The 22,009-nt window shown below is 70.3% G+C and carries 21 protein-coding genes; 11 read left to right on the top strand and 10 right to left on the bottom strand.

All coding sequences use genetic code 11. The features are described 5' to 3' along the window. Positions 1-6 precede the first annotated feature (6 nt). From ACFSJG_RS12505 to ACFSJG_RS12530, 6 genes are all read right to left on the bottom strand, one after another. Entirely contained in the window at positions 7-1,902 is a 1,896-nt protein-coding gene (locus ACFSJG_RS12505; RefSeq protein WP_378485543.1) for a peptidoglycan D,D-transpeptidase FtsI family protein, read from the bottom strand. Continuing rightward, positions 1,899-2,723: a cell division protein FtsL gene (ftsL, locus tag ACFSJG_RS12510; RefSeq protein ID WP_378485544.1), complete on the bottom strand. Its 825-nt coding sequence runs from the start codon at positions 2,721-2,723 to the stop codon at positions 1,899-1,901. Before ftsL ends, ACFSJG_RS12505 begins: the two co-directional genes overlap by 4 nt. Further along, on the bottom strand, positions 2,720-3,676 hold the full coding sequence (gene rsmH, locus ACFSJG_RS12515) for a 16S rRNA (cytosine(1402)-N(4))-methyltransferase RsmH (RefSeq protein ID WP_378485965.1): 957 nt from the start codon (positions 3,674-3,676) through the stop codon (positions 2,720-2,722). Before rsmH ends, ftsL begins: the two co-directional genes overlap by 4 nt. Positions 3,677-3,901: 225 nt before the next feature. Continuing rightward, entirely contained in the window at positions 3,902-4,333 is a 432-nt protein-coding gene (gene mraZ, locus ACFSJG_RS12520) for a division/cell wall cluster transcriptional repressor MraZ (RefSeq protein ID WP_378485545.1), read from the bottom strand. Positions 4,334-4,814: 481 nt separating this feature from the next. After that, positions 4,815-5,225, bottom strand: a complete 411-nt coding sequence (locus ACFSJG_RS12525; protein ID WP_007531178.1) for a DUF3040 domain-containing protein — start codon at positions 5,223-5,225, stop codon at positions 4,815-4,817. A gap of 189 nt (positions 5,226-5,414) precedes the next feature. Further along, positions 5,415-5,816, bottom strand: a complete 402-nt coding sequence (locus ACFSJG_RS12530; protein WP_378485546.1) for an SAV_6107 family HEPN domain-containing protein — start codon at positions 5,814-5,816, stop codon at positions 5,415-5,417. A gap of 229 nt (positions 5,817-6,045) precedes the next feature. Here ACFSJG_RS12530 and ACFSJG_RS12535 point away from each other — a divergent pair, with 229 nt between their 5' ends. From ACFSJG_RS12535 to ACFSJG_RS12555, 5 genes are read left to right on the top strand one after another with little or no spacing between them, the layout of a single operon-like run. Continuing rightward, entirely contained in the window at positions 6,046-6,693 is a 648-nt protein-coding gene (locus ACFSJG_RS12535) for a GNAT family N-acetyltransferase (protein WP_378485547.1), read from the top strand. Next, entirely contained in the window at positions 6,690-8,267 is a 1,578-nt protein-coding gene (locus ACFSJG_RS12540) for a phytoene desaturase family protein (protein WP_378485548.1), read from the top strand. The genes ACFSJG_RS12535 and ACFSJG_RS12540 overlap by 4 nt, the downstream gene beginning before the upstream one ends. Continuing rightward, on the top strand, positions 8,264-9,073 hold the full coding sequence (locus ACFSJG_RS12545; RefSeq protein WP_378485549.1) for a carotenoid biosynthesis protein: 810 nt from the start codon (positions 8,264-8,266) through the stop codon (positions 9,071-9,073). The genes ACFSJG_RS12540 and ACFSJG_RS12545 overlap by 4 nt, the downstream gene beginning before the upstream one ends. A gap of 38 nt (positions 9,074-9,111) precedes the next feature. After that, on the top strand, positions 9,112-9,780 hold the full coding sequence (locus ACFSJG_RS12550; protein WP_378485550.1) for an LppM family (lipo)protein: 669 nt from the start codon (positions 9,112-9,114) through the stop codon (positions 9,778-9,780). Beyond that, complete coding sequence (locus ACFSJG_RS12555; protein ID WP_378485551.1) at positions 9,777-10,934, top strand: glycosyltransferase family 2 protein; 1,158 nt, start codon at positions 9,777-9,779, stop codon at positions 10,932-10,934. The genes ACFSJG_RS12550 and ACFSJG_RS12555 overlap by 4 nt, the downstream gene beginning before the upstream one ends. A gap of 30 nt (positions 10,935-10,964) precedes the next feature. Here the strand turns inward: ACFSJG_RS12555 and metF are convergent, their stop codons facing one another. Then, entirely contained in the window at positions 10,965-11,888 is a 924-nt protein-coding gene (metF, locus tag ACFSJG_RS12560) for a methylenetetrahydrofolate reductase [NAD(P)H] (RefSeq protein ID WP_378485966.1), read from the bottom strand. Positions 11,889-11,989: 101 nt separating this feature from the next. On the opposite strand from metF, the gene ACFSJG_RS12565 reads away from it, so the two are divergent. The 4 genes from ACFSJG_RS12565 (at position 11,990) to ACFSJG_RS12580 (ending at position 17,242) form a co-directional block, all read left to right on the top strand. Beyond that, complete coding sequence (locus ACFSJG_RS12565; RefSeq protein WP_378485552.1) at positions 11,990-13,078, top strand: polyprenyl synthetase family protein; 1,089 nt, start codon at positions 11,990-11,992, stop codon at positions 13,076-13,078. After that, positions 13,078-14,613, top strand: a complete 1,536-nt coding sequence (gene crtI, locus ACFSJG_RS12570) for a phytoene desaturase family protein (RefSeq protein ID WP_378485553.1) — start codon at positions 13,078-13,080, stop codon at positions 14,611-14,613. Before ACFSJG_RS12565 ends, crtI begins: the two co-directional genes overlap by 1 nt. Positions 14,614-14,760: 147 nt before the next feature. After that, positions 14,761-16,311: an alpha-(1->6)-mannopyranosyltransferase A gene (locus ACFSJG_RS12575; RefSeq protein ID WP_378485554.1), complete on the top strand. Its 1,551-nt coding sequence runs from the start codon at positions 14,761-14,763 to the stop codon at positions 16,309-16,311. Between the two features lie 10 nt (positions 16,312-16,321). Continuing rightward, positions 16,322-17,242 carry a phytoene/squalene synthase family protein gene (locus ACFSJG_RS12580; RefSeq protein ID WP_378485555.1) on the top strand — a complete coding sequence of 307 codons (921 nt, stop codon included), beginning with the start codon at positions 16,322-16,324 and terminating at the stop codon, positions 17,240-17,242. Here ACFSJG_RS12580 and ACFSJG_RS12585 read toward each other — a convergent pair. Together ACFSJG_RS12585 and ACFSJG_RS12590 are read right to left on the bottom strand one after the other, a co-directional pair. Further along, positions 17,227-18,114 (bottom strand): SDR family oxidoreductase, encoded by an 888-nt coding sequence (locus ACFSJG_RS12585; protein ID WP_378485556.1) that lies wholly within the window; start codon positions 18,112-18,114, stop codon positions 17,227-17,229. The genes ACFSJG_RS12580 and ACFSJG_RS12585 overlap by 16 nt on opposite strands. A 39-nt stretch (positions 18,115-18,153) precedes the next feature. Next, on the bottom strand, positions 18,154-18,519 hold the full coding sequence (locus tag ACFSJG_RS12590) for an Rv2175c family DNA-binding protein (RefSeq protein ID WP_378485557.1): 366 nt from the start codon (positions 18,517-18,519) through the stop codon (positions 18,154-18,156). A 119-nt stretch (positions 18,520-18,638) separates the two neighbouring features. Between ACFSJG_RS12590 and pknB the strand changes: the two genes are divergently transcribed. Further along, on the top strand, positions 18,639-20,651 hold the full coding sequence (gene pknB, locus ACFSJG_RS12595) for a Stk1 family PASTA domain-containing Ser/Thr kinase (RefSeq protein WP_378485558.1): 2,013 nt from the start codon (positions 18,639-18,641) through the stop codon (positions 20,649-20,651). A gap of 71 nt (positions 20,652-20,722) precedes the next feature. Next, positions 20,723-21,139: a hypothetical protein gene (locus ACFSJG_RS12600; RefSeq protein ID WP_378485559.1), complete on the top strand. Its 417-nt coding sequence runs from the start codon at positions 20,723-20,725 to the stop codon at positions 21,137-21,139. 2 nt (positions 21,140-21,141) lie between these two features. Here the strand turns inward: ACFSJG_RS12600 and ACFSJG_RS12605 are convergent, their stop codons facing one another. Next, complete coding sequence (locus ACFSJG_RS12605) at positions 21,142-21,903, bottom strand: VOC family protein (protein WP_378485560.1); 762 nt, start codon at positions 21,901-21,903, stop codon at positions 21,142-21,144. Between the last annotated feature and the right edge of the window lie 106 nt (positions 21,904-22,009).

Consider the following 22,009-nt stretch of genomic DNA (forward strand, 5'->3'; position numbering starts at 1 on the left):
ACGGTGTCAGTCCGCCTGCAGTACCAGTGGGCGACCGGGATCCGGCGAGAGTGGAATCCGGTCGCGCTGCAGAATCCACGAGGCGATGTCGTGGAACAGCGGGGCGGCGGACTGGCCGCCCGACCCGTTCGCGCTGCGCACCGGCGCGTCCAGCATGATCCCGATGACGAACCTCGGGTTGTCGGCAGGCGCAATGCCGGCGAACGTGATCCAGTAGTTCGAGTTCGAGTAGCACTTGCAGGCCGGATCCACCTGCTGCGCCGTTCCTGTCTTGCCGCTCACCTGGTAGCCCTCGACAGACGCGGCGGCGCCGGTCCCCTGCTGGTATCCCATGGGATCGCGCTGGGTGACCGAACGGAACATGTCCCGGACCGTGGTCGCCGTCTGCTCGCTGACCACCTGCACGCCCTCCGGGTGCTCGGTCGGCGTCCGGTTGCCGTCCGCGTCGATCGTCGCCCGCACGATGCGTGGAGCGATCCGCACACCGTCGTTGGCGATGGCCTGGTACATCCCCGCCATCTGCAACAGTGTCATCGACAGACCCTGGCCGATCGGCAGGTTCGCGAAGGTGCCGCCGGACCACTGGTCGCGGGTGGGCACACTGCCCGCACTCTCGCCCGGCAGTCCGACCTCGGTGCGCTGCCCGAGTCCGAACCTGTCGAGCATGTCCGCGTACCGGTCCTCGCCGACCCGCTGGGCGAGCATCAGCGTCCCGACGTTCGACGACTTCCCGAACACTCCGGTGGTCGTGTACGGCACCACGCCGTGATCCCAGGCGTCCTTGACCGACACCCCGGACATCTGGATGGTGCCGGGCACTTGCAACACCTCGTCGGGTTTGGTCAGCCCGTACTCGATCGCGGCCGCGGCGGTGACGATCTTGTTCACCGATCCCGGTTCGAACGGTGTACTGACCGACAGGTTGCCCAGCTCCTTGTTCACGTTCTTGCCGACGCCGATGGACGGATCGAAGGTGTTGTCGTTGGACATCGCGAGCACCTCACCGGTGTGCGAGTCGAGCACCACGGCCGACGCGTTCTTCGCCCCCGACAGGTCCTTGGCCCGCTGGACCTGTTGCTGCACGTAGAACTGCAGGTCGGCGTCGATGGTCAGCTCGACACCGGAGCCGTCGACCGCCGGCTGCTTGTCCCGCCAGCTGCCGGGGATGACGGCGCCGTCGGATCCGCGGTCGTAGGTCTGCGACCCGTCGGTGCCTGCGAGTGTCGAGTCCATCGAGTCCTCGAGACCGAGCAACCCGTGCCCGTTCCACCCGGTCGCACCGATGAGGTTCGCGGCGAGCGACCCACCCGGGTACTCGCGGATGTCCTGGCGCTCGAGACCGACCTCGTCCGGGAACTTCTCGGCGATGGTCGCCGCGACATCCGGGTCGACGCTGCGGACGAGGTACTCGAACGTGGTGTCGCTCTTGAGCTTGGCCAGCACGTCCTTCTCCGGGGCGGCCGCTCCGAGCTTGTCGTGGATGAACGCCGCGATCTCCGCGAGCCGCTCGTCGACCTTCGGTTCCCGTCCCTCGTCGCGAGCCTTCTCCTCGAGTTCCTTCCGCACCTTCTGCGGCTGGAAGGTCAGGGCCTTCGCCTCCATCGTGAACGCGATCGGTTTACCGTTCCGGTCGGTGATCGACCCCCGGGTCGCCGGTTCGATCAGTGTCGTCGACCGTTGGTCCGCGGCCTCCGCGGACAACCGGGGTGACTGCACGACCTGGATCCACAGCAGCTGCAGGACCGCGATGGCGAGCGCACCGAACATCAGCCGACGGCCCCACTTGTGCCGGAACTCGTACGCGACCTTGCCACCGCGCTCGCCCTTGCGGGCCGGTCCTGAACTGCGAACCCCGCCGCGCGGGTTCTCGCGGCGGGGTCGAGGTGGGCGACCTGTGGTCACCGGGCACCGCCGGTGTCGGCGGCACCCCCGGTGCCGGTGTCCGCCGATGCCTGTGCTCCGCGTGCCATGGGCACCAATTGTTCATCCTGCGCGGCCGGTTGCTGGGAATTGGCTGCCTGCGGCGTGGCGGCCTCCGGAGCAGGTGCTGCGGGAGCCGGGAGAGGCGCAGGAGCAGCCGCGACCGCCGCGGGAGCCCGAGCAGGGATCGGCGCGAGGTCGGCGGTCGCCCGCGTCCCCACCGGAGGCAGGTCCGCCGCCGTGACACCGGCACCGCGGGCGGGGCCCGTGGCACTCGGTGCGGCAGCCGCGGCAGGCGCGGGCGCGACCACGGGCGCACCGGTTGCCGGCTTCGGCTCACCGACCACCGTGACGGAGCCGTCGTCGGCCACGACCAACCGTGCCACGTCGGTGGCGGCGATCATGCCCAGCTCGGCAGCCTTGCGCGCCAGTTCGGGTGCCGAGTTGGCAGCGCGGAAGTCACGCTCGAGCGCGGCCTTCTTCTCGATCAGCTCCTGGTTGTGTGCCTTGGCAGCACTGAGCTTGTACGAATCCTCGGCAGCGCGGGTGGTGAGCAGCAGGGTGACGGCCAGTCCGACGGACAGCAGGCCGATCACCGCCGCCACGAACGGGATCCGGGCGGTGAAGCCCGAGCGAGCGGACTTCGGGGTGGACTCGCTGACCGCGGCACGCTGGTTGCGCTTGGCGTAGGCACGCTGTGCGGCGCCGGAACGGGCCACCGAGCGATCGCCCGTCTTCGCGGGAACTCGACGGCCGACCCGGGCGGGCTTGGTCGCAGTGCGGTCCTGCACGGGAACTGTCATTCCGTAGCCCTCCTCGAAATCCGTTCGGCACAGCGCAATCTGACGGGCGCCGACCGCGGGTTCTCTTCGATCTCCTGCTCACTGGCCTGCTCTGCACCGCGGGTGCGCATCGCGAATTCCGGCCCCATGCCGGGCAATTCGACGGGCAATCCCTCGGGACTGCGGGATCGCGTGCGCGGTGTCAGTTCCTGCTTGACGAGGCGGTCCTCCAACGACTGGTACGACATGAACACGACGCGCCCGCCGACGGCCAGCGCGTCGAGGGCGGCGGGGATCGCGTCCCGCAGCGAGTCGAGCTCGCCGTTCACCTCCACGCGGAGCGCCTGGAACGTGCGCTTCGCGGGATGCCCGCCTGTGCGTCGCGTCGCGGCCGGGATCGACGCGTAGAGCACCTCGACCAACTGGGCACTGGTGGTGAACGGTTCGGTCTTCCTGCGGCGCACCACCTCCGACGCGATCCGTCCCGCGAATCGCTCCTCGCCGTAGGTGCTCAGCACCCGCGCGAGTTCGCCGTGGCTGTAGGTGTTCAGGATGTCGGCGGCGGTCTGCCCGCGCGTCGGATCCATCCTCATGTCGAGCGGCGCGTCGACCGAGTACGCGAATCCGCGATCGGCCTCGTCCAGCTGCATCGAGGAGACACCGAGGTCGAAGAGGATGGCGTGCACCGACTCGACCTGGTCGTAGCCGGCGATCTCGAGTGCGTCCTCGATGCCGTCGTACCTGGTGTGCACCAGCGTGACCCGGTCACCGAAGGGTTCGAGCCGACCGCCCGCGATCTCCAGGGCGGCGGGGTCGCGGTCGAGGCCGATCAGCCGCAGTCCGGGATAGGTCCGCAGGAAGTGCTCCGAATGACCACCCAACCCGAGTGTCGCGTCGATCATGACCGCGCCCGTCCCGTCCTCGGACTGCGCGGTGATCGCCGGACCGAGCAACTCGTCTGCGCGAGTGAGCATCACGGGGACGTGACCGAACTCCGGCGTGGGATCACGATCCGAATCACCAGGCGGGTTCAAGTCGTCCACGAGCACTCCCTTACGTCCTGGTCGGTCATCTCTGCTGTTCGAAGTGGGGGCGGATGCCGCGAGGTCTCTGTCCGAGTCACCGGACCTGGCGCTGGGGAAGTGCGTCAGGGTCGGTATCGGGCAGAGGCCTCGCGGCACTCGCCTCGACGAAAGCGGCTACAGGATCTCGCTGAGTGATTCGGATCTCGCTTGGGAGTAGGTTTCCTCGTTCTCGTCGGAGTACGCGTACCAGGCTTGGGCATCCCAGATCTCGAGGAAGTCGACCGATCCGACGACCACGCACTCCTTGGTCAGCCCGGCGTAGCGCCGATGGTCGGACGAGAGCGTGATGCGTCCCTGGGCGTCGGGATGCTGCTCGTCGGCACCTGCGGCGAGAGCGCGAACGAAGGCACGCGCTTCCGGATTGCTCCGCGAGGCCGCGGCGGCTCGACGAGCGAGCGCCGTGAACTCCTCGCGTGGGTACACCGCGAGGCTGTGGTCCTGCCCTTTCGTGACCATCAGCCCTCCCGCCAGTGCGTCGCGATACTTCGCGGGCAACGTCAGTCGCCCCTTGTCATCGAGCTTCGGCGTGTAGGTACCGAGAAACATCTCGACACCTCCCTGCGGCTACGAAGGACGCCGTACAGGCCGTCCGAGAGCCTCTCGTTCTTTCGGGGAACGAACGCACTGCCCTGTGATCCACCAAGGCGAACCACTGGGCTCCACGTTACCCCACTTTCCCCCACATTCAAGGCGAACACTCGGCGAACAACGCTCCGATGCAGATGACTTCGCAGGTCACCGCAGTGGTGACGAGTGGGGGAAGTTTCGTGTGTCATGCGCCACCGAACGGCCGCGGCGATGGTCGCTCCCGCCGTAATCGCAGTTCACGGGGCGCACCGCAGCCGACGGCGACCGGCGGTACGACACCGGTTCCGCCGCGTGGGGAACAGTGGGTGACCGAGGTGGGGAGACGTGGGGCACCCCCACTGGCGCGACTCCTCGGCACACGACACGCCCGCGCCACCACGACACGACAAAGGCGCGACACCTACGGTGTCGCGCCTTGACGTCGCGGCTCTCGGAGTTGCTACTCCTGTTCGAACCGCTTCTTGAAGCGATCTTCCATGCGGGACGAGAACCCACCGCCCTTGCGGCCGCCCGAAGGCTTGCTCGCCGTAGTGGCGGATCCGGAGTTCTCACCCGATCCCGTCTTCACAGCCGGGCCCGATCCCCTCAGGAACAGGACGCCGGCTCCGAACATCACAAGGAAGCCGAGCAGGCTGATGATCAGAAACGCACCCGCCTTCGCCGCAAGCGGGATGCCCGCGACGAGAAGGATGAGCCCCAGAACAAAGAGGGCCCCTGCTTGCATCCGACGCTTGCTCGAGGCCGCACGCATGCGGCCACCTCTCACGGAGGATGCAAACTTAGGGTCTTCGGCGTAGAGGGCGCTCTCGATCTGATCGAGCATCCGCTGCTCGTGCTCGGAGAGTGGCACGGTTACCTCCCCCGGCACATCACAATGGTGGCGGTCGAATCGTGGGTCGATTCGACCGGTTGCCGCCGTTCGCGGCTACCTGTCGTCAATGATACGAGTACACGTCACCGCGTACCACCTACTCCGCGTACGAGTTGTCCGAGATTTTCCGCCGAACACGGAGATCGCCTGGTGGACAGGTCCGCCGAACTAGGCGGACCTGCGCGCGAGACCGTCTCCGACCAGCGTCCCGGGAGCCCCGAGCTCGCGCAGTCGGTCCTCGACGACGGTGAGGAACCGCGACACCTCGAAGTGGAAGCGGTTGGCCTCACCCACGGTGATGGTGCGGGATATTCCCGCTTCGATCGCCGCGCGGGTCTCGGAGTGGGATGCGAAGAACTCCGCCCAGCCCGCGAGGTCCGGCTCGACCCGGGCCAGCAGAGTCCACGCGCTCCGCGACCCGGTGCGGGCGGTGCGACCCGCCAGTGCCGCACCCGCGCCGCGCAGCGCGGCGAGATACGCGGCCCGAAACCGATCCGCCGGGTCACGAGCCCCGGCCGCCTCGGCCAACAGCGCGTCCGCTCGGTCGAGCAGATTCACCCGAATTGCCATTCTCCGAACACCTCCCTGCGCCGGGCCCGACCTGGCGATCGAACCGACGGAGGCGACGCACCATCCCCTGCGCGCCACTCCCGATCGGTGGGATGCTCCTGGACCCGCGGTCTGTCCGCGCAATCCGGCGAAGCGCGCTTCCCTCACGCTTCACCGGATTGCCGGTATCGAACATCTGTTCGACCTATTCAATATAACTGCACCCACCGACACGCAGTCAAGAGAGAGGGTGAGTCCCGTCGACACCACCCCCGCACCCCGACTGGTCGAACTGTCCGCAGCCGACCTGCGCACCCACCTGGGCGAAGCGCTCGCCGTCTACGTCGAGGCGATGGACTACCCCAAGGGGACCGAGATACACCGCGCCCCGATGTGGACGGAACACGCCACGCGCCCGGGCTGGCGTGGCATCGTCGCGTACGGCCCACCCCGTGACGGAGCCGAAGCATCGGCGCAGCCGAGCGCCCCACTGGTCGGCATCGCCTACGGATACCGCGGTGCACCCCACCAGTGGTGGCACCAGCAGGTACGAGAAGGCATGCGCCGCGCCGGCGCCGACCCGAACTCGATCGAGTCCGTCCTCGGCGACTACTTCGAACTGACGGAACTCCACGTCTCCCCGCGCGCCCAGGGACATGGCACCGGCTCCGCGCTCCTCACCGCGCTGCTCGCCGACCGTCCCGAGGCCCGGGTCCTGCTGTCCACCCCGGAGGTGCCACACGAGGACAACCGTGCCTGGCGCCTGTACCGCAGGCTCGGGTTCACGGACGTCGTGCGGCACTTCCGGTTCAGTGGCGACAGCCGCCCCTTCGCGGTGCTCGGCCGGGAACTGCCGCTGCGGCCGTCCACCACGGAATCGACCGGAGCCACACGGTGATCGACGCCGTCGTGATCGGCTCGGGCCACAACGCACTCGTGTCGGCGTGTTACCTCGCCCGCGACGGCTGGTCGGTGGAGGTCCTCGAACGCGACACCGAACTCGGCGGTGCGGTGTCGACGGTGGAACGGTTCCCCGGCCACCGCGTGGACCGTGGCTCGTCCGCCCACATCATGATCCGGCACACCGGCATCGTCGAGGAGCTCGATCTCGCCGCTCACGGACTGCGCTACCTGGACTGCGATCCGTGGGCGTTCGCGCCCGCTCCGCCAGGCGACCCGCGGCCCGGCATCGTCTTCCACCGCGACCTCGACGCCACCTGCGCGTCCATTGCGGTGGCCTGCTCCCATCGCGACGCCGACGCGTACCGCCGGTTCGTCGAGGTGTGGGGTCCGCGCACCGCGTCCGTGATGAAGGCGTTCGGCGCCCCGCCCACCGGCGGACGCCTGGTGCGCTCGTTCTGGGGCCTCGACACCGGCGACGGACCGTCCACGCTGTCGCGGGAGTTCCTCGCGTCCGGTGACGCACTGCTCGACGACTGGTTCGACGACGAGCGACTGAAGGCCGCATTGGCGTGGTTCGGGGCCCAGTCGGGACCACCGATGTCCGAACCCGGGACGGCGCCGATGGTCGGCTTCGCCGCGCTGATGCACACCATCCCGCCGGGGCGGGCGGTCGGCGGGAGCGGCGCGCTGACCGCGGCGCTGGCCGCACGCCTCACCGCCGACCACGGCACGATCCGCGTGGGCGACGCCGTCGCGGAGGTCCGACGCGACGGCGACGGCTGGGTGACGCGCACCGAGGCCGGCCACGAGGTGCGCTCCCGCACGGTGATCGCCGGGTGCCACATCCTCACGACCCTCGACCTTCTCGAACAGGGCGGATACGACGCGGAGCGGATCGCCGACTGGCGCAGGCGGATCCGCGTCGGCCCGGGTATCGGGATGGTGGTGCGCCTCGGCACGAACTCGCTGCCGCACTACCCGAGCGCTCCCGCCGACGCCACCGTCACCTCCGGGCTGCAGTTGCTCGTCTCGGACCGCGCCCAGCTCCGCCTCGCCCACGGTGCCGCGCTCGCCGGCGAGCTCCCGCCGGCACCCGCTGTCCTCGCGATGAGCTTCAGTGGTCTCGACCCCGGACTGTGCCCGCCCGGCGAGCACCAGGCGACACTGTGGTCGCAGTGGCATCCGTACCGGCTCTCCGGCGGTCGTCGCTGGTCCGAGTTCGCCGAGTCCGAGGGTGATCGCATCGTCGGCGAGATCGACCGACTGGCACCCGGTTTCGCGGAATCGGTCACCCACCGGCTGGTTCAGACGCCCGCGGACCTCGAATCCGAGCTGGGACTGATCGGCGGCAACGTGATGCACGTCGAGATGTCACTCGACCAGATGTTCATGTGGCGTCCGCTTCCCGAACTGGCCGGGCATCGCGTTCCCGACGCGACAGGGCTGTACCTGACCGGCGCGTCGACCCATCCCGGCGGCGGGGTGTCCGGATCGAGCGGCCGAAGCGCAGCCCGGATCGCGTTGTCGGACGCCCGGTTCGGCAGACTACGGCGACTCCTGCGCCGATGAGCCGGACGGCTCCGGCCCTCCGAACGAACCACGCGACCCCGGCCGTAGCCGCGGCGGTGGTCGCGGTCGCCGCGCAGATCGCCTACCCGCTCACGAACGGCGACGCCCGGGACGCCGTCACGATCGCGGTGGTACTCGCCCTGGCCGCTGCCGCGCTCGCCCACGCGTGGGAGACACGGGGCGTGCGGTGGACCGCGATCATGCTCGCGGCGACCGCCGGGCTCGGCCTGCTCTCGGAGATCGCCGGAACCGCGACCGGGTTCCCGTTCGGCTGCTACGCGTACGCCGACGGCCGGTTGGGACCCGAGGTCGCGGGAGTGCCGCTGCTGGTGCCGCTGGCGTGGACGGCGGGCAGCTACCCGGTGTGGATCGCCGTCACCCACGTCGTGAGCCGGGCCAGGCCGGTCGCGCGCGCCGCCCTGGCGAGTGTCGGGATCGTCGCCTGGGACCTGTACCTGGACCCGCAGATGGTCACGGACGGACAGTGGACGTGGTGTTCACCACACCCGTCACCACCCGGGCTCGAACCGATCCCGTGGACCAACTACCTCGGCTGGCTGCTGATCGCCGCCGCGATCGGCGTGACGCTGACGTGGCTGGACCGCGCCCGTCCCCCCTCTCCCCCGCTCGACGACGCGGTTCCCCTCGCCCTGTTCCTGTGGACCTGGCTCGGGTCAGCGCTGGCACACGCGGTGTTCCTGCCGGAACTCGGATGGTCCGCGTTGTACGGGTTCGTCGGCATGGGTGTCGTCGGCGTGCCGCTGGTGACGCGTGGGATCCGGGCTGGCACCATGTCCGAGTGCTGACCGACACCCCGTCCCGAGTCCGACGCCCACGCGCTCGAGTGGCCGCACTGACCGCGTTGCTGCTGCTCGCGGTGCCGCTGCTCAGCGGCTGCCTGCGGGTTCAGGTGTCGATGGGTGTCTCCTCCGACGACCGGGTGTCGGGGCAGCTGGTCGCCGCGAACGTGCCGACCGGAGCGGACGACAAGGGCCCCGAGCTGACCGTGCCGGACTCCCTCGTCGGCAAGGTCCGCGTCCAGGAGTACAAGCAGGACGGATACGTCGGCAGCCAGGTGTTCTTCAGTGATCTCACCTTCGGTGAGGTCCAGCAGCTCGGTGCGCTGTCGAGTCAGGCGGGTACGTCTGTGCAGCTGAACTTCCAGCGCGCGGGCGACGTCGTCACCCTCGACGGGAAGGCCGATCTCAAGGCCGTACCCGACAGCAGCGACGTCCAGGTCAGCGTCGCGTTTCCCGCGCGGGTCGCAACGACGAACGGAACCAGGGACGGCGATTCCATCGTCACCTGGAAACTGGTGCCCGGCGAGGTGAACACGATGCGCGCCGAGGTCCGATACCAGGATCCGAGTACGCGGGGCTTCGCCGGCTGGGCAGGCATCGTCGGCGGCATCACGCTCGGTGTCGCGCTGGTCGTGGCCGTGATGGCGTACACCCAGCGCGACCGCTCGCCGCGGTTCGTGCGCAGCGACGGCGCCAACGAGAACAAGGTGTGACCCCGGCGTTCACCGGCACGGCTTTCGCAGGTGCCGCGGTCGCGGTGTCGGCGGCCGGGTTGGCGATCGCGGCGGTGAACGCGGTCGCGGCGCCGCGACTGCGTGCGGACCGACCGGTCACCGAGCCGGTGACGGTGTGCGTTCCGGCGCGGAACGAAGCCGACACACTGCCACTGCTGATCGCCGACCTACGGGCGCAACGCGACGTCCCGGACCTGCACGTGTTCGTCCTCGACGACGACTCCGCAGACGCGACCGGCGCGGCTGCCGCGGCGGCGACCGCCGGCGACGCCCGTTTCACGATCGAGTCGCGAGCGGGTGATCCCCCATCGGGCTGGCTCGGCAAGACCACCGCCTGCGCCAGGCTCGCGGAACTGGCCGCCGGCCGCGACGGCATCCTGGTCTTCCTCGACGCCGACGTCCGGCTCGCCCCGGACGCGCTCGCCGCCGCCGCGGGTGCGCTGCGCCGGCTCCGGGTGGACCTGTTGTCGCCGTGGCCGTACCAGGTCGCCGTGACGCCTGCCGAGCGTCTGCTGCAGCCTCTGCTGTGCTGGTCCTGGTTCGCGAGCGCTCCCCTGCCCGTCGCGAACCACGGCCTCCGCCCCTCGATGGCGGTGGCATGCGGCCAGTTCCTGGTGTTCGACGCCGCCGCCTACCGCGCCGTCGGAGGGCACCGTTCCGTCGCATCCTGCGTCGCCGAGGACCTGGAACTGGCGCGGATGCTGCGACGGTCCGGCAGGCGTACCGCGGTCGCCCTCGCCGGCCACCTGGCGTCGTGCCGGATGTACTCGTCGGCCGCCCGGCTTCGGGACGGCCACGGGCGTTGGCTGTGGACCCAGTTCGGGTCACCGGCCGGCGCCGCTGCGGTGCTCGGCGTCGCCGCGCTGGGGTACACGATCGGCCCGGCGCTCGCCCGGCCGCGCCGGTGGGGACTCGCCGCGTTCGGGTGCGCGGTGACGTCGCGACTGCTGGCGCGGCGAGCCGAGTCGGGACGACGCCTCGCCACACGGGACGGGCTCGACGCGGCCACGCACCCGCTGGCTGTGGCCGGACTGGCCGTCCTGACCGTGGACTCCCACCGACGCAACCGTGCGGGCTCGATCACCTGGAAGGGCAGGCCGCTTGCGACTCGTGCGCGGATCGCGGGTCCCTAGACCCCGAAAACGCGCACGAGCGCGAAGCGCCTATGCGGCGTGGCTGGCGAGTCCGAGGTTGGTGAGGACCTCGCGGGTGGCCCGCGCGAAGTTCAGGGTGATGAAGTGCAGGCAGGGTGCGCCCTCGGAGATCAGGCGTTCGGCGAGTTCGGTGGCGACCTCGATGCCGGCCTCGCGGACCGCGGCCCGATTCTCCTCCGGCCCGTCGCCCGCGGCTTTCGTCAGCCGCTCCTCGAGTCGCGCGGGCAGCTTCGACCCCGACAGCTCCAGGCTGCGCCGCGCGGACCGCAGCGAGGTGATCGGCATGATCTCGGGAATGATCGGCTTCGCGCCCTGCTCGGCGTCGAACCGGGCGACCCGGTCCCGCAGTCGCAGGTAGTCGTCGACGTCGAAGAACATCTGGGTGATCGAGTACTCGGCTCCCGCGCGGAGCTTCGACACCAGGTACTTCGTGTCGTGGTCGAGGTCGGGGGCCCGGTAGTGGCCCTCCGGGAACGAGGCGACCCCGACGTGGAAGTCGCCCATGTCGCGCACGAGCCGGACCAGTTCCTCGGCGTACTCGACGCCCTCGGGGTGCTTGACCCAGTCTCCGAGCGGGTCGCCCGGTGGGTCACCGCGCAGCACCAGGATGTTGCTGATGCCGCGGTCCGCGTAGGCGCCGCACATCGCGCGCAGTTCGTCGACGCTGTGCCCGACCGCTGTCAGGTGCGCGACGGGAAGCAGGGTCGTCTCCTCGGCGAGATCGCCGGTGACGCGGACCGTCCGGTCGCGGGTCGATCCGCCTGCGCCGTAGGTCATCGACACGAACGCCGGGCCCATCCGCTCGAACTCACGGACGGCACGCCACAGGCGTGCCTCGGCGTCGGCGTCGCGCGGCGGCGAGAACTCGACCGAGAACGGAATCCTGCCGCCTGCGGCACCGATACGGTCGACGATCGACGGGGTCCGGGTCACCCATCCCTCGCTGGATCGCCCCCTGACGGCTTCAAAAGTCACCGTCCAATCATAGGGGCGAGCCCGTGGAGCGATCACCGGCCACCACTAGGCTGGCGGCCATGACCACCCCTCCCGGCTCGGCCACCTCTCTGCTGTCGGCCGTCGAGGCGGCTCTGCGCGCCTTCTTCGAATCCCGTCGTCCGCTCACCGAGGCGGTCGGTGGAACGTTCCCCGATGCGACGGCGACGCTGGAGGCGTTCGTGCTGCGGGGCGGCAAGCGAGTGCGCCCCGCCTTCGCGTGGACGGGTTGGCTGGGTGCAGGTGGTGACCCGAGCGGTCCCGACGCCGACGCGGTGCTGCGGGCCTGCGCGGCCCTCGAACTGGTGCAGGCGTGCGCCCTCGTGCACGACGACATCATCGACTCGTCCGCGACACGGCGCGGGTTCCCGACGCTGCACGTCGAGTTCGCCCACCGGCACACCGTCGGAGGCTGGGCGGGCGAGTCCGCGAAGTTCGGTGAGTCCGTCGCGATCCTGCTGGGCGACCTCGCGCTCGCGTGGGCCGACGACATGGTTCGCGAATCCGGGGTCGACGCGGCGGCCCACGCGCGGATCGCACCCGTGTGGTCGGCGATGCGCACCGAGGTCCTCGGCGGCCAGTACCTCGATGTGAGCACCGAGGTCACGGGCGACGAGTCGGTGGCCGCGGCCCTGCGGATCAACCGGTACAAGACCGCGGCCTACACCATCGAGCGACCGCTGCACATCGGCGCGGCCCTGGCCGGCGCCGACGACGCCCTGATCGCCGCCTACCGGGAGTTCGGCACCGACATCGGCATCGCCTTCCAACTCCAGGACGACCTGCTCGGTGTCTTCGGCGACCCCGCCCTCACCGGAAAGCCGTCGGGTGACGACCTACGAGAGGGCAAGCGCACCGTGCTGTTCGCCGAGGCCCTGGCCCGCGCGGACGCGTCCGATCCCGGGACCGCGGACTTCCTGCGACGCGGAATCGGTGCCGACCTGACGGACGACCAGGTGCACCGGATGCGGCAGGTCATCACCGACCTCGGCGCGGTGGACGCCGTGCAGTCGCGCATCGACGAGCTCACCGCGGCGGGATTGCGCGCGCTGGACGCGTCCGCCGCCACCGAGTCGGCGAAGGACGAGCTGCGGGCGATGGCGGTCGCGGTCGGCAGGCGCACCGCCTGATGACCCGTACCGTTCCCGCACCGACCGATCGGGTCGTCGTCGTCGGGGCGGGCCTCGCCGGGCTCGCCGCCGCCCTGCACCTGCGCGGTTCGGGGCGCGAGGTGACCGTGCTCGAACGGGACGCCACGGTCGGAGGCCGGGTCGGCGTGCACCGCGGCCCGGGATACGAGATCGACAGCGGCGCGACCGTGCTGACGATGCCCGAGCTGGTCGACGAGGCGCTCGCCGCGGTCGGGGCCACCGCCGCCAGCGTGACGCCACCGTTGCGCATCCACCGCCTCGACCCGTCGTACCACGCGCGGTTCGCGGACGGCTCCGCGCTGCGCGTGCATTCCGACGAGGACGCGATGGCCGCCGAGATCGCGCGGGTGTGCGGCCGCGCGGAGAGCGACCGGTACCGCCGCCTGCGGTCCTGGCTGGCGACGATCTTCGACGCCGACTTCGACAGCTTCATGGACGCCAACTTCGATTCGCCGGTCGACCTGGTGCGTTCGCGCACCGCCCGCCGCGACCTGTGGACGCTCGTGCGGCACCGCGGGTTCGGCCGACTGGGCCCGCAGGTCGCACGTCTGGTGCACGACCCGCGCCTTCAGCGGATCTTCACCTTCCAGGCGCTGTACGCGGGTGTGTCGCCGTCGCGGGCACTCGGCGTCTACGGCGCGATCGCCCACATGGACACCTCGACGGGCGTGTACTTCCCCGAGGGCGGCATGCGGCGAGTCGCCGAGGCGATGGCGTCCGCGTTGACCGCTGCGGGCGGGCACGTCCGGCTGGGCGCGGAGGTCCCCTCGATCGACTACGAGCGGGGCCGCGCCGTCGCCGTGCGGACCGCGGACGGCAACGTGGTCGACTGCGACGCGGTCGTGGTCACCGCCGACCTCGGATCGGCCGACGCGCTGCTCCCCCGCCGTCGCCTGCCGCGCCGGCCGGTACGGCACTCCCCGTCCGCCGTCGTCGCGCACGGCACGGTTCCCGTCGCGGTCGCCGAGCGGTGGCGGGACAGCGGTCACCACACCATCGACTTCGGCGCGGCCTGGTCACGCACCTTCGCGGAGATCACCGCGCGCCCCGGACGGGGCCGGCTGATGAGCGACCCGTCACTGCTGCTGACCAGGCCGGCGTGCACGGATGCGAACCTGCGACTCGTTCGTCACGGCGAGCTGCACGAGCCGCTCTCCGTGCTCGCCCCGTGCCCCAACCTGCGCAGCGCCCCGCTCGACTGGGCTGCGCTCGGGGCGCCGTACGTGCGCGAGCTGCTGACGCTCCTGGAGTCGCGCGGCTACACGGGCATCGCGGAGCACTTCCGCGTCGACGTTCTCGACACCCCGCTCACCTGGGCGCAGCAGGGCATGGCGGACGGTTCGCCGTTCGCGGCGGCGCACCTGTTCGTCCAGACCGGCCCGTTCCGCCGCGGCAACCTCGACACGGGGGCCGACAACGTCGTGCTGGCAGGGTGCGGGACCACCCCGGGAGTCGGCGTGCCCACGGTGCTGCTGTCCGGCAAGCTCGCCGCGGCCCGGATCGCAGGCCGGTAACCGGGAGCGAAACGACAGGTGAACTCCGCAACAGCGGCGCAATTCCCGGGTCCGACCGGACACCCACTAAACTGTGTGCCCGACACCGTTCCACCGCTCCGACGCCGGTGGCTGCCGCATGCCGATTCGGGGGGAGATCCGTAACCGATGTCAGCCCCGACTGCAGAGTCAGGCCCGCGCGGCGGGTTCCTGCGCAGCGACGCAGGCCATGCTGCGATTCTCGGCGTGATCGGCGCCGTCATGATCACCTTCGGCAGCTTCGGCTCGGGGGCGGTGCGCCGCCGGGATCCGCTGCTCGAGTCGATGTACCTGTCGTGGCTGCGGTTCGGACACGGCCTGATCCTGTCGGGCGTCATCGTGTGGATCGGCGTCCTCCTGATGATCGCGGCGTGGGTCCGGATCGGACGCAACGTGCGGGCCGGACTGGTCGACGTCCGGGAACTCCGTTGGGTGATCGCCGCGCAGACGGCACCCCTGCTGCTGTCCGTTCCGCTGTTCAGTCGCGACGCGTACTCCTATCTCGCGCAGGGCGCCCTGTTGCGGGACGGGTTCGACCCCTATGCCGTCGGCCCGGTCGCCAACCCGGGGGTCCTGCTCGACAACGTCAGCAACGTGTGGACGACCACCACGGCGCCGTACGGCCCCGTGTCCCTGCTCCTCGGACAGGGCATCACCACGATCACCGGCGACAACGTCATCGCGGGCACCATGTTGCTGCGCCTGACGATGCTGCCGGGGCTGGCTCTGCTGATGTGGTCGCTGCCGAAGCTCGCGCGCCATCTCGGCGGCGACCCCGCGACCGCACTCTGGCTCGCCGTCCTCAACCCACTGGTACTGATCCACCTGGTCGGCGGTGTGCACAACGAACTGCTCATGGTGGGCCTGATGGTCGCAGGTATCGTCCTCGCCCTCGAGCGCAGGCACGTCGCAGGTGTCGCCGTCATCGCCCTCGGCGTCGCAGTGAAGGCCATGGCGGGCATCGCGCTGCCGTTCGTGGTGTGGATCTGGATGATCCACGAACGCGAGAAGGCCCGCGCCCAGGGCCGGGAGCCGGCTCCGGCGCTGCTCCTGTTCGCGCGAACGGCGGGTACCGGCTTCGGCGTGTTCGCCGCCGTGTTCGCCGTCTGCTCACTGGTCGCGGGTGTCGGGCTGGGCTGGCTGACCGCCCTGCAGGGTTCCGCGAAGATCATCAACTGGCTGTCGGTTCCGACCATCCTGGCGCACGTCGTCACCGTCACGACGTCGTGGGCGACCGGGCTGCGCCTCGGGCCGGTGCTCGAGGTGACGCGGGCGATCTCCGCGCTCGTGATGGTGGCCGCGCTGGCCGCGATCTGGTGGTACTTCCGCAAGACCGAGAAGCAGGCTGTGCTGGGCATCCTCGTCGCGCTCGTCGTGATCGTGCTGCTGTCCCCCGCCGCGCTGCCCTGGTACTACTCCTGGCCGCTCGCCGTCGCCGCGGGCTTCGCCATGTCCACGACCACACTCGCGGTGCTGGTGGGGCTGTCCACGTGGCTGATGCTGGTGTTCCAGCCCGACGGCTCGATCGGGCTGTACTCGCTGCCGCACGTGCTGCTCGCGACTTTCGCGGCCGTAGTGGCGGGCCGCTCGCTGATCACGGTCGACCCGCTCCGGCTGCGTGCGGTGCGCCCGTCGGGCGTGGACGCGACACACGACACCGTCGCCGCCACCCGCAACTGAGGTGACCACCGTGGGCGCTGCACCCGTCGATCCCTCGTTGGACGCCGCCTATCGGCACTGCCGGCGACTCACCGCACACCACGGCAAGAGCTACCACCTCGCGACTCGGATGCTCCCGGCGCAGGACCGCCCCGCCGTTCACGCGCTGTACGGGTTCGCCAGGACCGTCGACGACGTCGTGGACGTCTCGACCGATCCCCCGGCCGTCCGCCTCGCCGAACTCGACCGGATCGAGGGCGAACTCGCATCCGCACTGGCGGGCGCCGTCGCGGAGGCCCGGCCGGTGGTCCGCGCGGCCGCCGACACCATCACGCGGTACCGGATCGCTCCCGACCACTTCGCCGTGTTCCTCCAGGCCATGCGGATGGACCTGCCCGGCGCGCCCGACTTCCGCGCCACCTATCCGACGATGGCAGCGCTGCGCGAGTACATGCGCGGATCCGCGGCCGCGATCGGGCTGCAGATGCTGCCGATCCTCGGGACCGTCGTCCCCGTCGCGGAAGCGGAACCGGCGGCGGCGACCCTCGGTGAGGCGTTCCAGCTGACGAACTTCCTGCGCGACGTCGGAGAGGACCTCGACCGCGGTCGCATCTACCTTCCCGCCGACGAACTCGGTGCATTCGGCGTGGATGCCGACCTTCTCCGCGCGTGCCGCGACGACGATCGCACCGACCGCCGGGTCGAGCGCGCACTCGCGCACCTGGTGGCCGTCAACCGGCACTGGTACCGGCTCGCCGAACCGGGACTGGCAATGCTGTCGCCGCGAGTTCGGCCCGGGATCACCGCGGCGTTCGAGCTGTACGCGGCGATCCTCGACCGGATCGAACGCGACGGGTACCCGGTCCTGCAGCGGCGTGTGGTGGTGCCGAGGCGCCGCCGGGCCGCAATCGTGGCCGCCGCGCTGACGGGAGTGCGTCAGCCGGCGGTGTGACCGTCGCCGAGCGCCCGGGTGCGGGCGCTGACGGATCGGCCCAACGCCGCGACCTCGGAGTCCATCGACGGCACCAGGTCCGGGGCCAGCCGTCTGGTCTCACGCTCGCCGAGCCGTGACTGCAGGACGGGCCGTAGCCGCCGCATCCACCCGACCCAGCCCGGGACGTCGATGTGCCGGGCGCGCCGCGCAATGCCCTTTTCGAACCGCTCCCCGCAGTCCTGCACGGACACCGTCCGGCCCAGTGGCCCCGGCAACGACTGCAGCATCGTCCGGAACGATCCGAGGTCCGATTTCGCCTCCCGCACGAGAGGGGTGTCGATCCAGGCCATGTGCGCGGAGCCGACGTCGACCCCCAGGTGGGCGACCTCGAGGCGCAGGGAGTTCGCGAAGTGTTCGACCCCTGCCTTCGACGCGTCGTAGGCGGCCATGCCCGGGGCGGGAGCATACGCCGCCGCGGACGACACGACGAGCACGTAGCCCCGGCGCTCGACGACGGACGGCAGCGCGGCACGAACGGTGTGGAACGTGCCGATCAGATTGACGTCGATCACCCGCCGGAATGCCGCCGGATCCACCGCGAGGACCGAGCCGTAACTGCCGATTCCCGCGTTCGCGACGACGATGTCGATGCCGCCGAACACGTCGACCCCGGTCGTGACCGCGGTCTTCGTCGACTCCAGATCTGTGACGTCCGCGACGGCGGTCACCACCCGGTTCCCGAGTTCCGCAGCGAGTGCCTCGAGTGGCTCCCTGTCGAGGTCGACGAGAACGAGGCTCGCTCCGCGTTTGTGCAGGCGACCAGCGACCTCCCGACCGATGCCGCGCGCTGCGCCCGTGACGAGTACGACCTTGCCCGCAAGGTTGTCCACCGACGTGAGTTTACGCCGGTGGACAGCGGTCGATCCAGGTCAGAAGGCCATGGCCTGAGCGCGGCGGACGACCTCACGCGCGGAATCGGTGTGCATCGCGTCGATCGGTGTGCCCGGGAGCGTCTCGTCCTCGGTGAACAGCCAGCGAAGAATCTCGGCGTCGCTGTACCCGCCGTCGCGCAGGACGCCGAGCAGTCCGGGGAGCAGCCGGACGACCTCGTCGCCGGAGAAGAACGACTCCGGGACGGAGACGATGCCGTCACGCTTGACCGCGATCAGTTCGCCGTCACGGAGCATTTGGTGGACGCGGGTCACCACCAGACCGAGAAGCTTCGCCACGTCGGGCAGCTGCAGCATGGAGACGCTGGGATCGAGGATGTCGTCGGTGTACGGAATGGCACTCACACCCGCTACGGTATCGGGTTCGGCCGACCGGCGACCGCGCTGGCTACCATCGATGCCGGGCGAACACCCCGAAACGGGAGTCGCGAGGCACAGGACCGAACGAAAGAAGGTACGAGAGGGTGGGGGCAGGCGATCAGCGGCTCATCGGCGAGCTGCTCGAGCGACGCTATCGGGTGGACGCCCCGATCGCTCGCGGCGGCATGTCCACGGTCTATCGCGGGATGGACCTACGCTTGGACAGGCCCGTCGCGATCAAGGTGATGGACCCGCAGTTCGCGCAGGACCCACAGTTCCTCTCCCGATTCGAGTTCGAGGCACGAGCGGTCGCGCGGCTGAGCCACCCCGGCCTCGTCGCCGTCCACGACCAGGGCGTCGACGGCGAACACGCGTTCCTCGTGATGGAGCTCGTCGCCGGCGGAACGCTGCGGGAGCTGCTGCGCGAACGCGGACCGATGCCACCCCATGCCTCGACGGCAGTCGTCCGCCCGGTACTCGACGCCCTCGCGGTCGCGCACCGTGCCGGGCTTGTCCACCGCGACGTCAAGCCGGAGAACATCCTCATCTCCGACGCCGGTGAGGTGAAGATCGCCGACTTCGGTCTGGTTCGCGCGGTCGCGGCGTCGAACGTCACCTCGTCGAGCGTCATCCTCGGCACCGCCGCGTACCTGTCGCCCGAGCAGGTGACCTCCGGGTACGCCGATCCCCGCAGCGACGTGTACGCGACCGGACTGATGTTGTTCGAGACGCTCACCGGCCGGACGCCGTTCACCGGCGACACCTCGCTGTCCATCGCCTACCAGCGGATCAACACCGACGTCCCCGCGCCGAGTTCGATGATTCCCGGGGTCCCCGCCGAGTTCGACCAGATCGTGCTGCAGGCGACCGCCCGCGACCCCGAGGAGCGGTTCGCACACGCGGGCGAGATGAGCGCCGCACTGGTCGCCGCCGCACGGCAACTGCAACTGCCCGACTATCGGGTGCCCGCACCGCGACGTTCGGCCCAGCATCTCAGCGCGGCGATGCAGGTCGCGGCGTCCACGGCACCGACCGAGGCGGCCGGAACGGCGGCTCCCACGGTCTCGACTGCCGCCCCGACCACGGTCGTGGCGCACCCCGCAGTCGCGCACGCCGAACCGCAGCCGACGAAGGCCGTGACCCAGCTGACGCACCGCGAGGACCTGCCGCACAACCCGAGCGACGAGTACGCCGCTCACACCAGGTACGACTTTCCCGATTTCGCGGCGGATCGCCGCCGGTCCCGCCGGGCGATGATGACCTGGCTGCTGGTGATCGCCCTGCTGGCGGCGGTGGTCGGATTCGGTGGCTGGTGGCTCGGATCCGGTCGGTACACCTCGGTGCCGTCCGTCGAGGGCATGGACCGGACCGCGGCGACAGCTGCCGTCGAAGCGGCGGGGCTGAGTACCGAGATCCGCGGCGAGTACTCCGACACGGCGCCGGCCGACGCACTCCTCGGCACCGACCCGGACTCGGGATCCCGGGTGCCCAGGGACGGTTCGGTGGCGCTGCTCGTCTCGCTGGGCAAGCCCGCCGTTCCGAACCTGACCCGCGGCGCCGACATCGCGACGGTCGAGGACGACCTGCGGTCGCGAACGTTCGTCCCGGTCGACGGCGGCGAAGCCTTCAGCGCCACCGCTCCCGTCGGCTCCGTCGCCGCCCTCGATCCCGGTCCCGGCACCGTGCTCGCCGTCGGATCCGAGGTGAAGGTGCTGCGCAGCAAGGGGTCCCCGCCCGTCGAGCTGCCCGACCTGCGCGGCAAGACCGCGGACCAGGCCCGCGCCGAACTCGACGCGCTCGGAATCACCGTGTCCGACACCCGTGAGGTCTTCGACAGCGAGGTCGACGCCGGCGACGTGGTCGGCACCGATCCCAAGCAGGGCACCACCGTCGGCGCCGGATCGAGCGTGACCCTGACCGTGTCCACGGCGGTGAAGCTGCCGTCGATGCTTGGCCGCACTGTCGGATCGGCCCGCGACGAACTCGAACGACTCGGCCTGGACGTGGAGGTCCGGCGGGTGTCCAAGTCCGACAAGTCGATCGTCGTCGCACAGAACCCCGGCGTCAGCGAGCGCATCGAGCCGGGCGGCACCGTCACTCTGACCGCACTCCCCTGAGCGCCCGCCGAGGCGGGTAACGCGAGCGTCACCGGACCCGACAGACAGGTCACACGAACCGAGGAGGTCCGATGTCCGCGTCATGCCGCCGCGTCACCCTTAAGTCCCTGTTCGGTGCCACGTTCGGCGTGCTGGTCGCGGCAACCGTGGTGTCCGCGCCGCCCGCGGCGGCCGACGAGTGGCCCCAGGTTCCCGACTACCCGACACCCGTGTCCACCTTCGAGACGAAGAATTTCCTCACCCCGACGGATCTGGACTACTGGAACCCGCTCGTGAACAGTCCACGGCTCAGCTCCCCGTACGGAACCAGCACCCGCATCGTCTGCCAGTCGTTCCACGGTACGACGTTCGCGTGCTGGCAGGCAGACCGCGACGGAAACCCGCACAAGCTGACGAGCCTACCGTTCAACTTTCCGAGCATCGTCGGCAATGGCATGGTGAACAGCCCGAGCCACTTCGTGTACCCGTTCTGGGACGCCGGCAGCTGAGGTCAGCCCTTCGTCTCCTGGTACAGCGCGAACGCACCGCCCTGCGGGTCCGTCAGGATTGCGAAGCGTCCGGTGCCCGGGATGTCGGTGCCCGGAACATGTACGAGCCCGCCGAGTTCGGTCGCCTGCGCGGCCGAGGCGTCCACGTCCTCGACCCCGAAGTACAGCGCCCAGTGCGGCGGAATACCCTCCGGGAAGTCCGGACCCATCGGCATCATGCCCCCGAAATCGGAACCGCCCAGCCCGAACTGGGTGTATCCCTCGCCCGCCGTCACGGTCCAGCCGAACACCTCGGTGTAGAACTTCTGTGCGGCGGCGGTGTCCCGGGTGCGCAGCTCGATCCAGCACAGGGTTCCCAGCTCGTTCAGCCGGGCGGCGCCGGTGAACTTCCGCGCCTGCCACAGTGTGAAGACGGCACCGGTGGGATCCGCGACGACCGCGAACCGGCCGAGGTCGAACACGTCCATCGGTTCCGCGAGGACCGATCCTCCGGCCGCCGTCACGGCTGCGACGGTCGCGTCGGTGTCCGCGACGGCGATCGACACCGTCCACGACACCGGCTGACCGGGTTGGTACAGCGGGCTCACCGCGGCGACCGGATCGCCGTCCAGCAGCAGCTGGGTGTACCCACCTGCCTTGGGATGCGGATTCTCCTCCGGCGCCCAGCCGAGCAGGGAGCCGTAGAACGACTCGGCCGCCTTGATGTCGGTGGTGCCCAGTTCCGCCCAGCACGGTGCGCCGAGCTGCGGTTCGGTGATCTTCATGATGCGTGCCTCACTGTGGGTGTGGGTTCATCGATCACCCCGACCGTAGCGCCGGACACCGACACGGTCACCCCACAACGGGACTCGGCCCGCCGCGGAGGATTCC

The sequence above is a fragment of the Rhodococcus gannanensis genome (assembly GCF_042681175.1).
GTDB classification, from domain to species: Bacteria; Actinomycetota; Actinomycetes; order Mycobacteriales; family Mycobacteriaceae; genus Rhodococcus_G; species Rhodococcus_G gannanensis.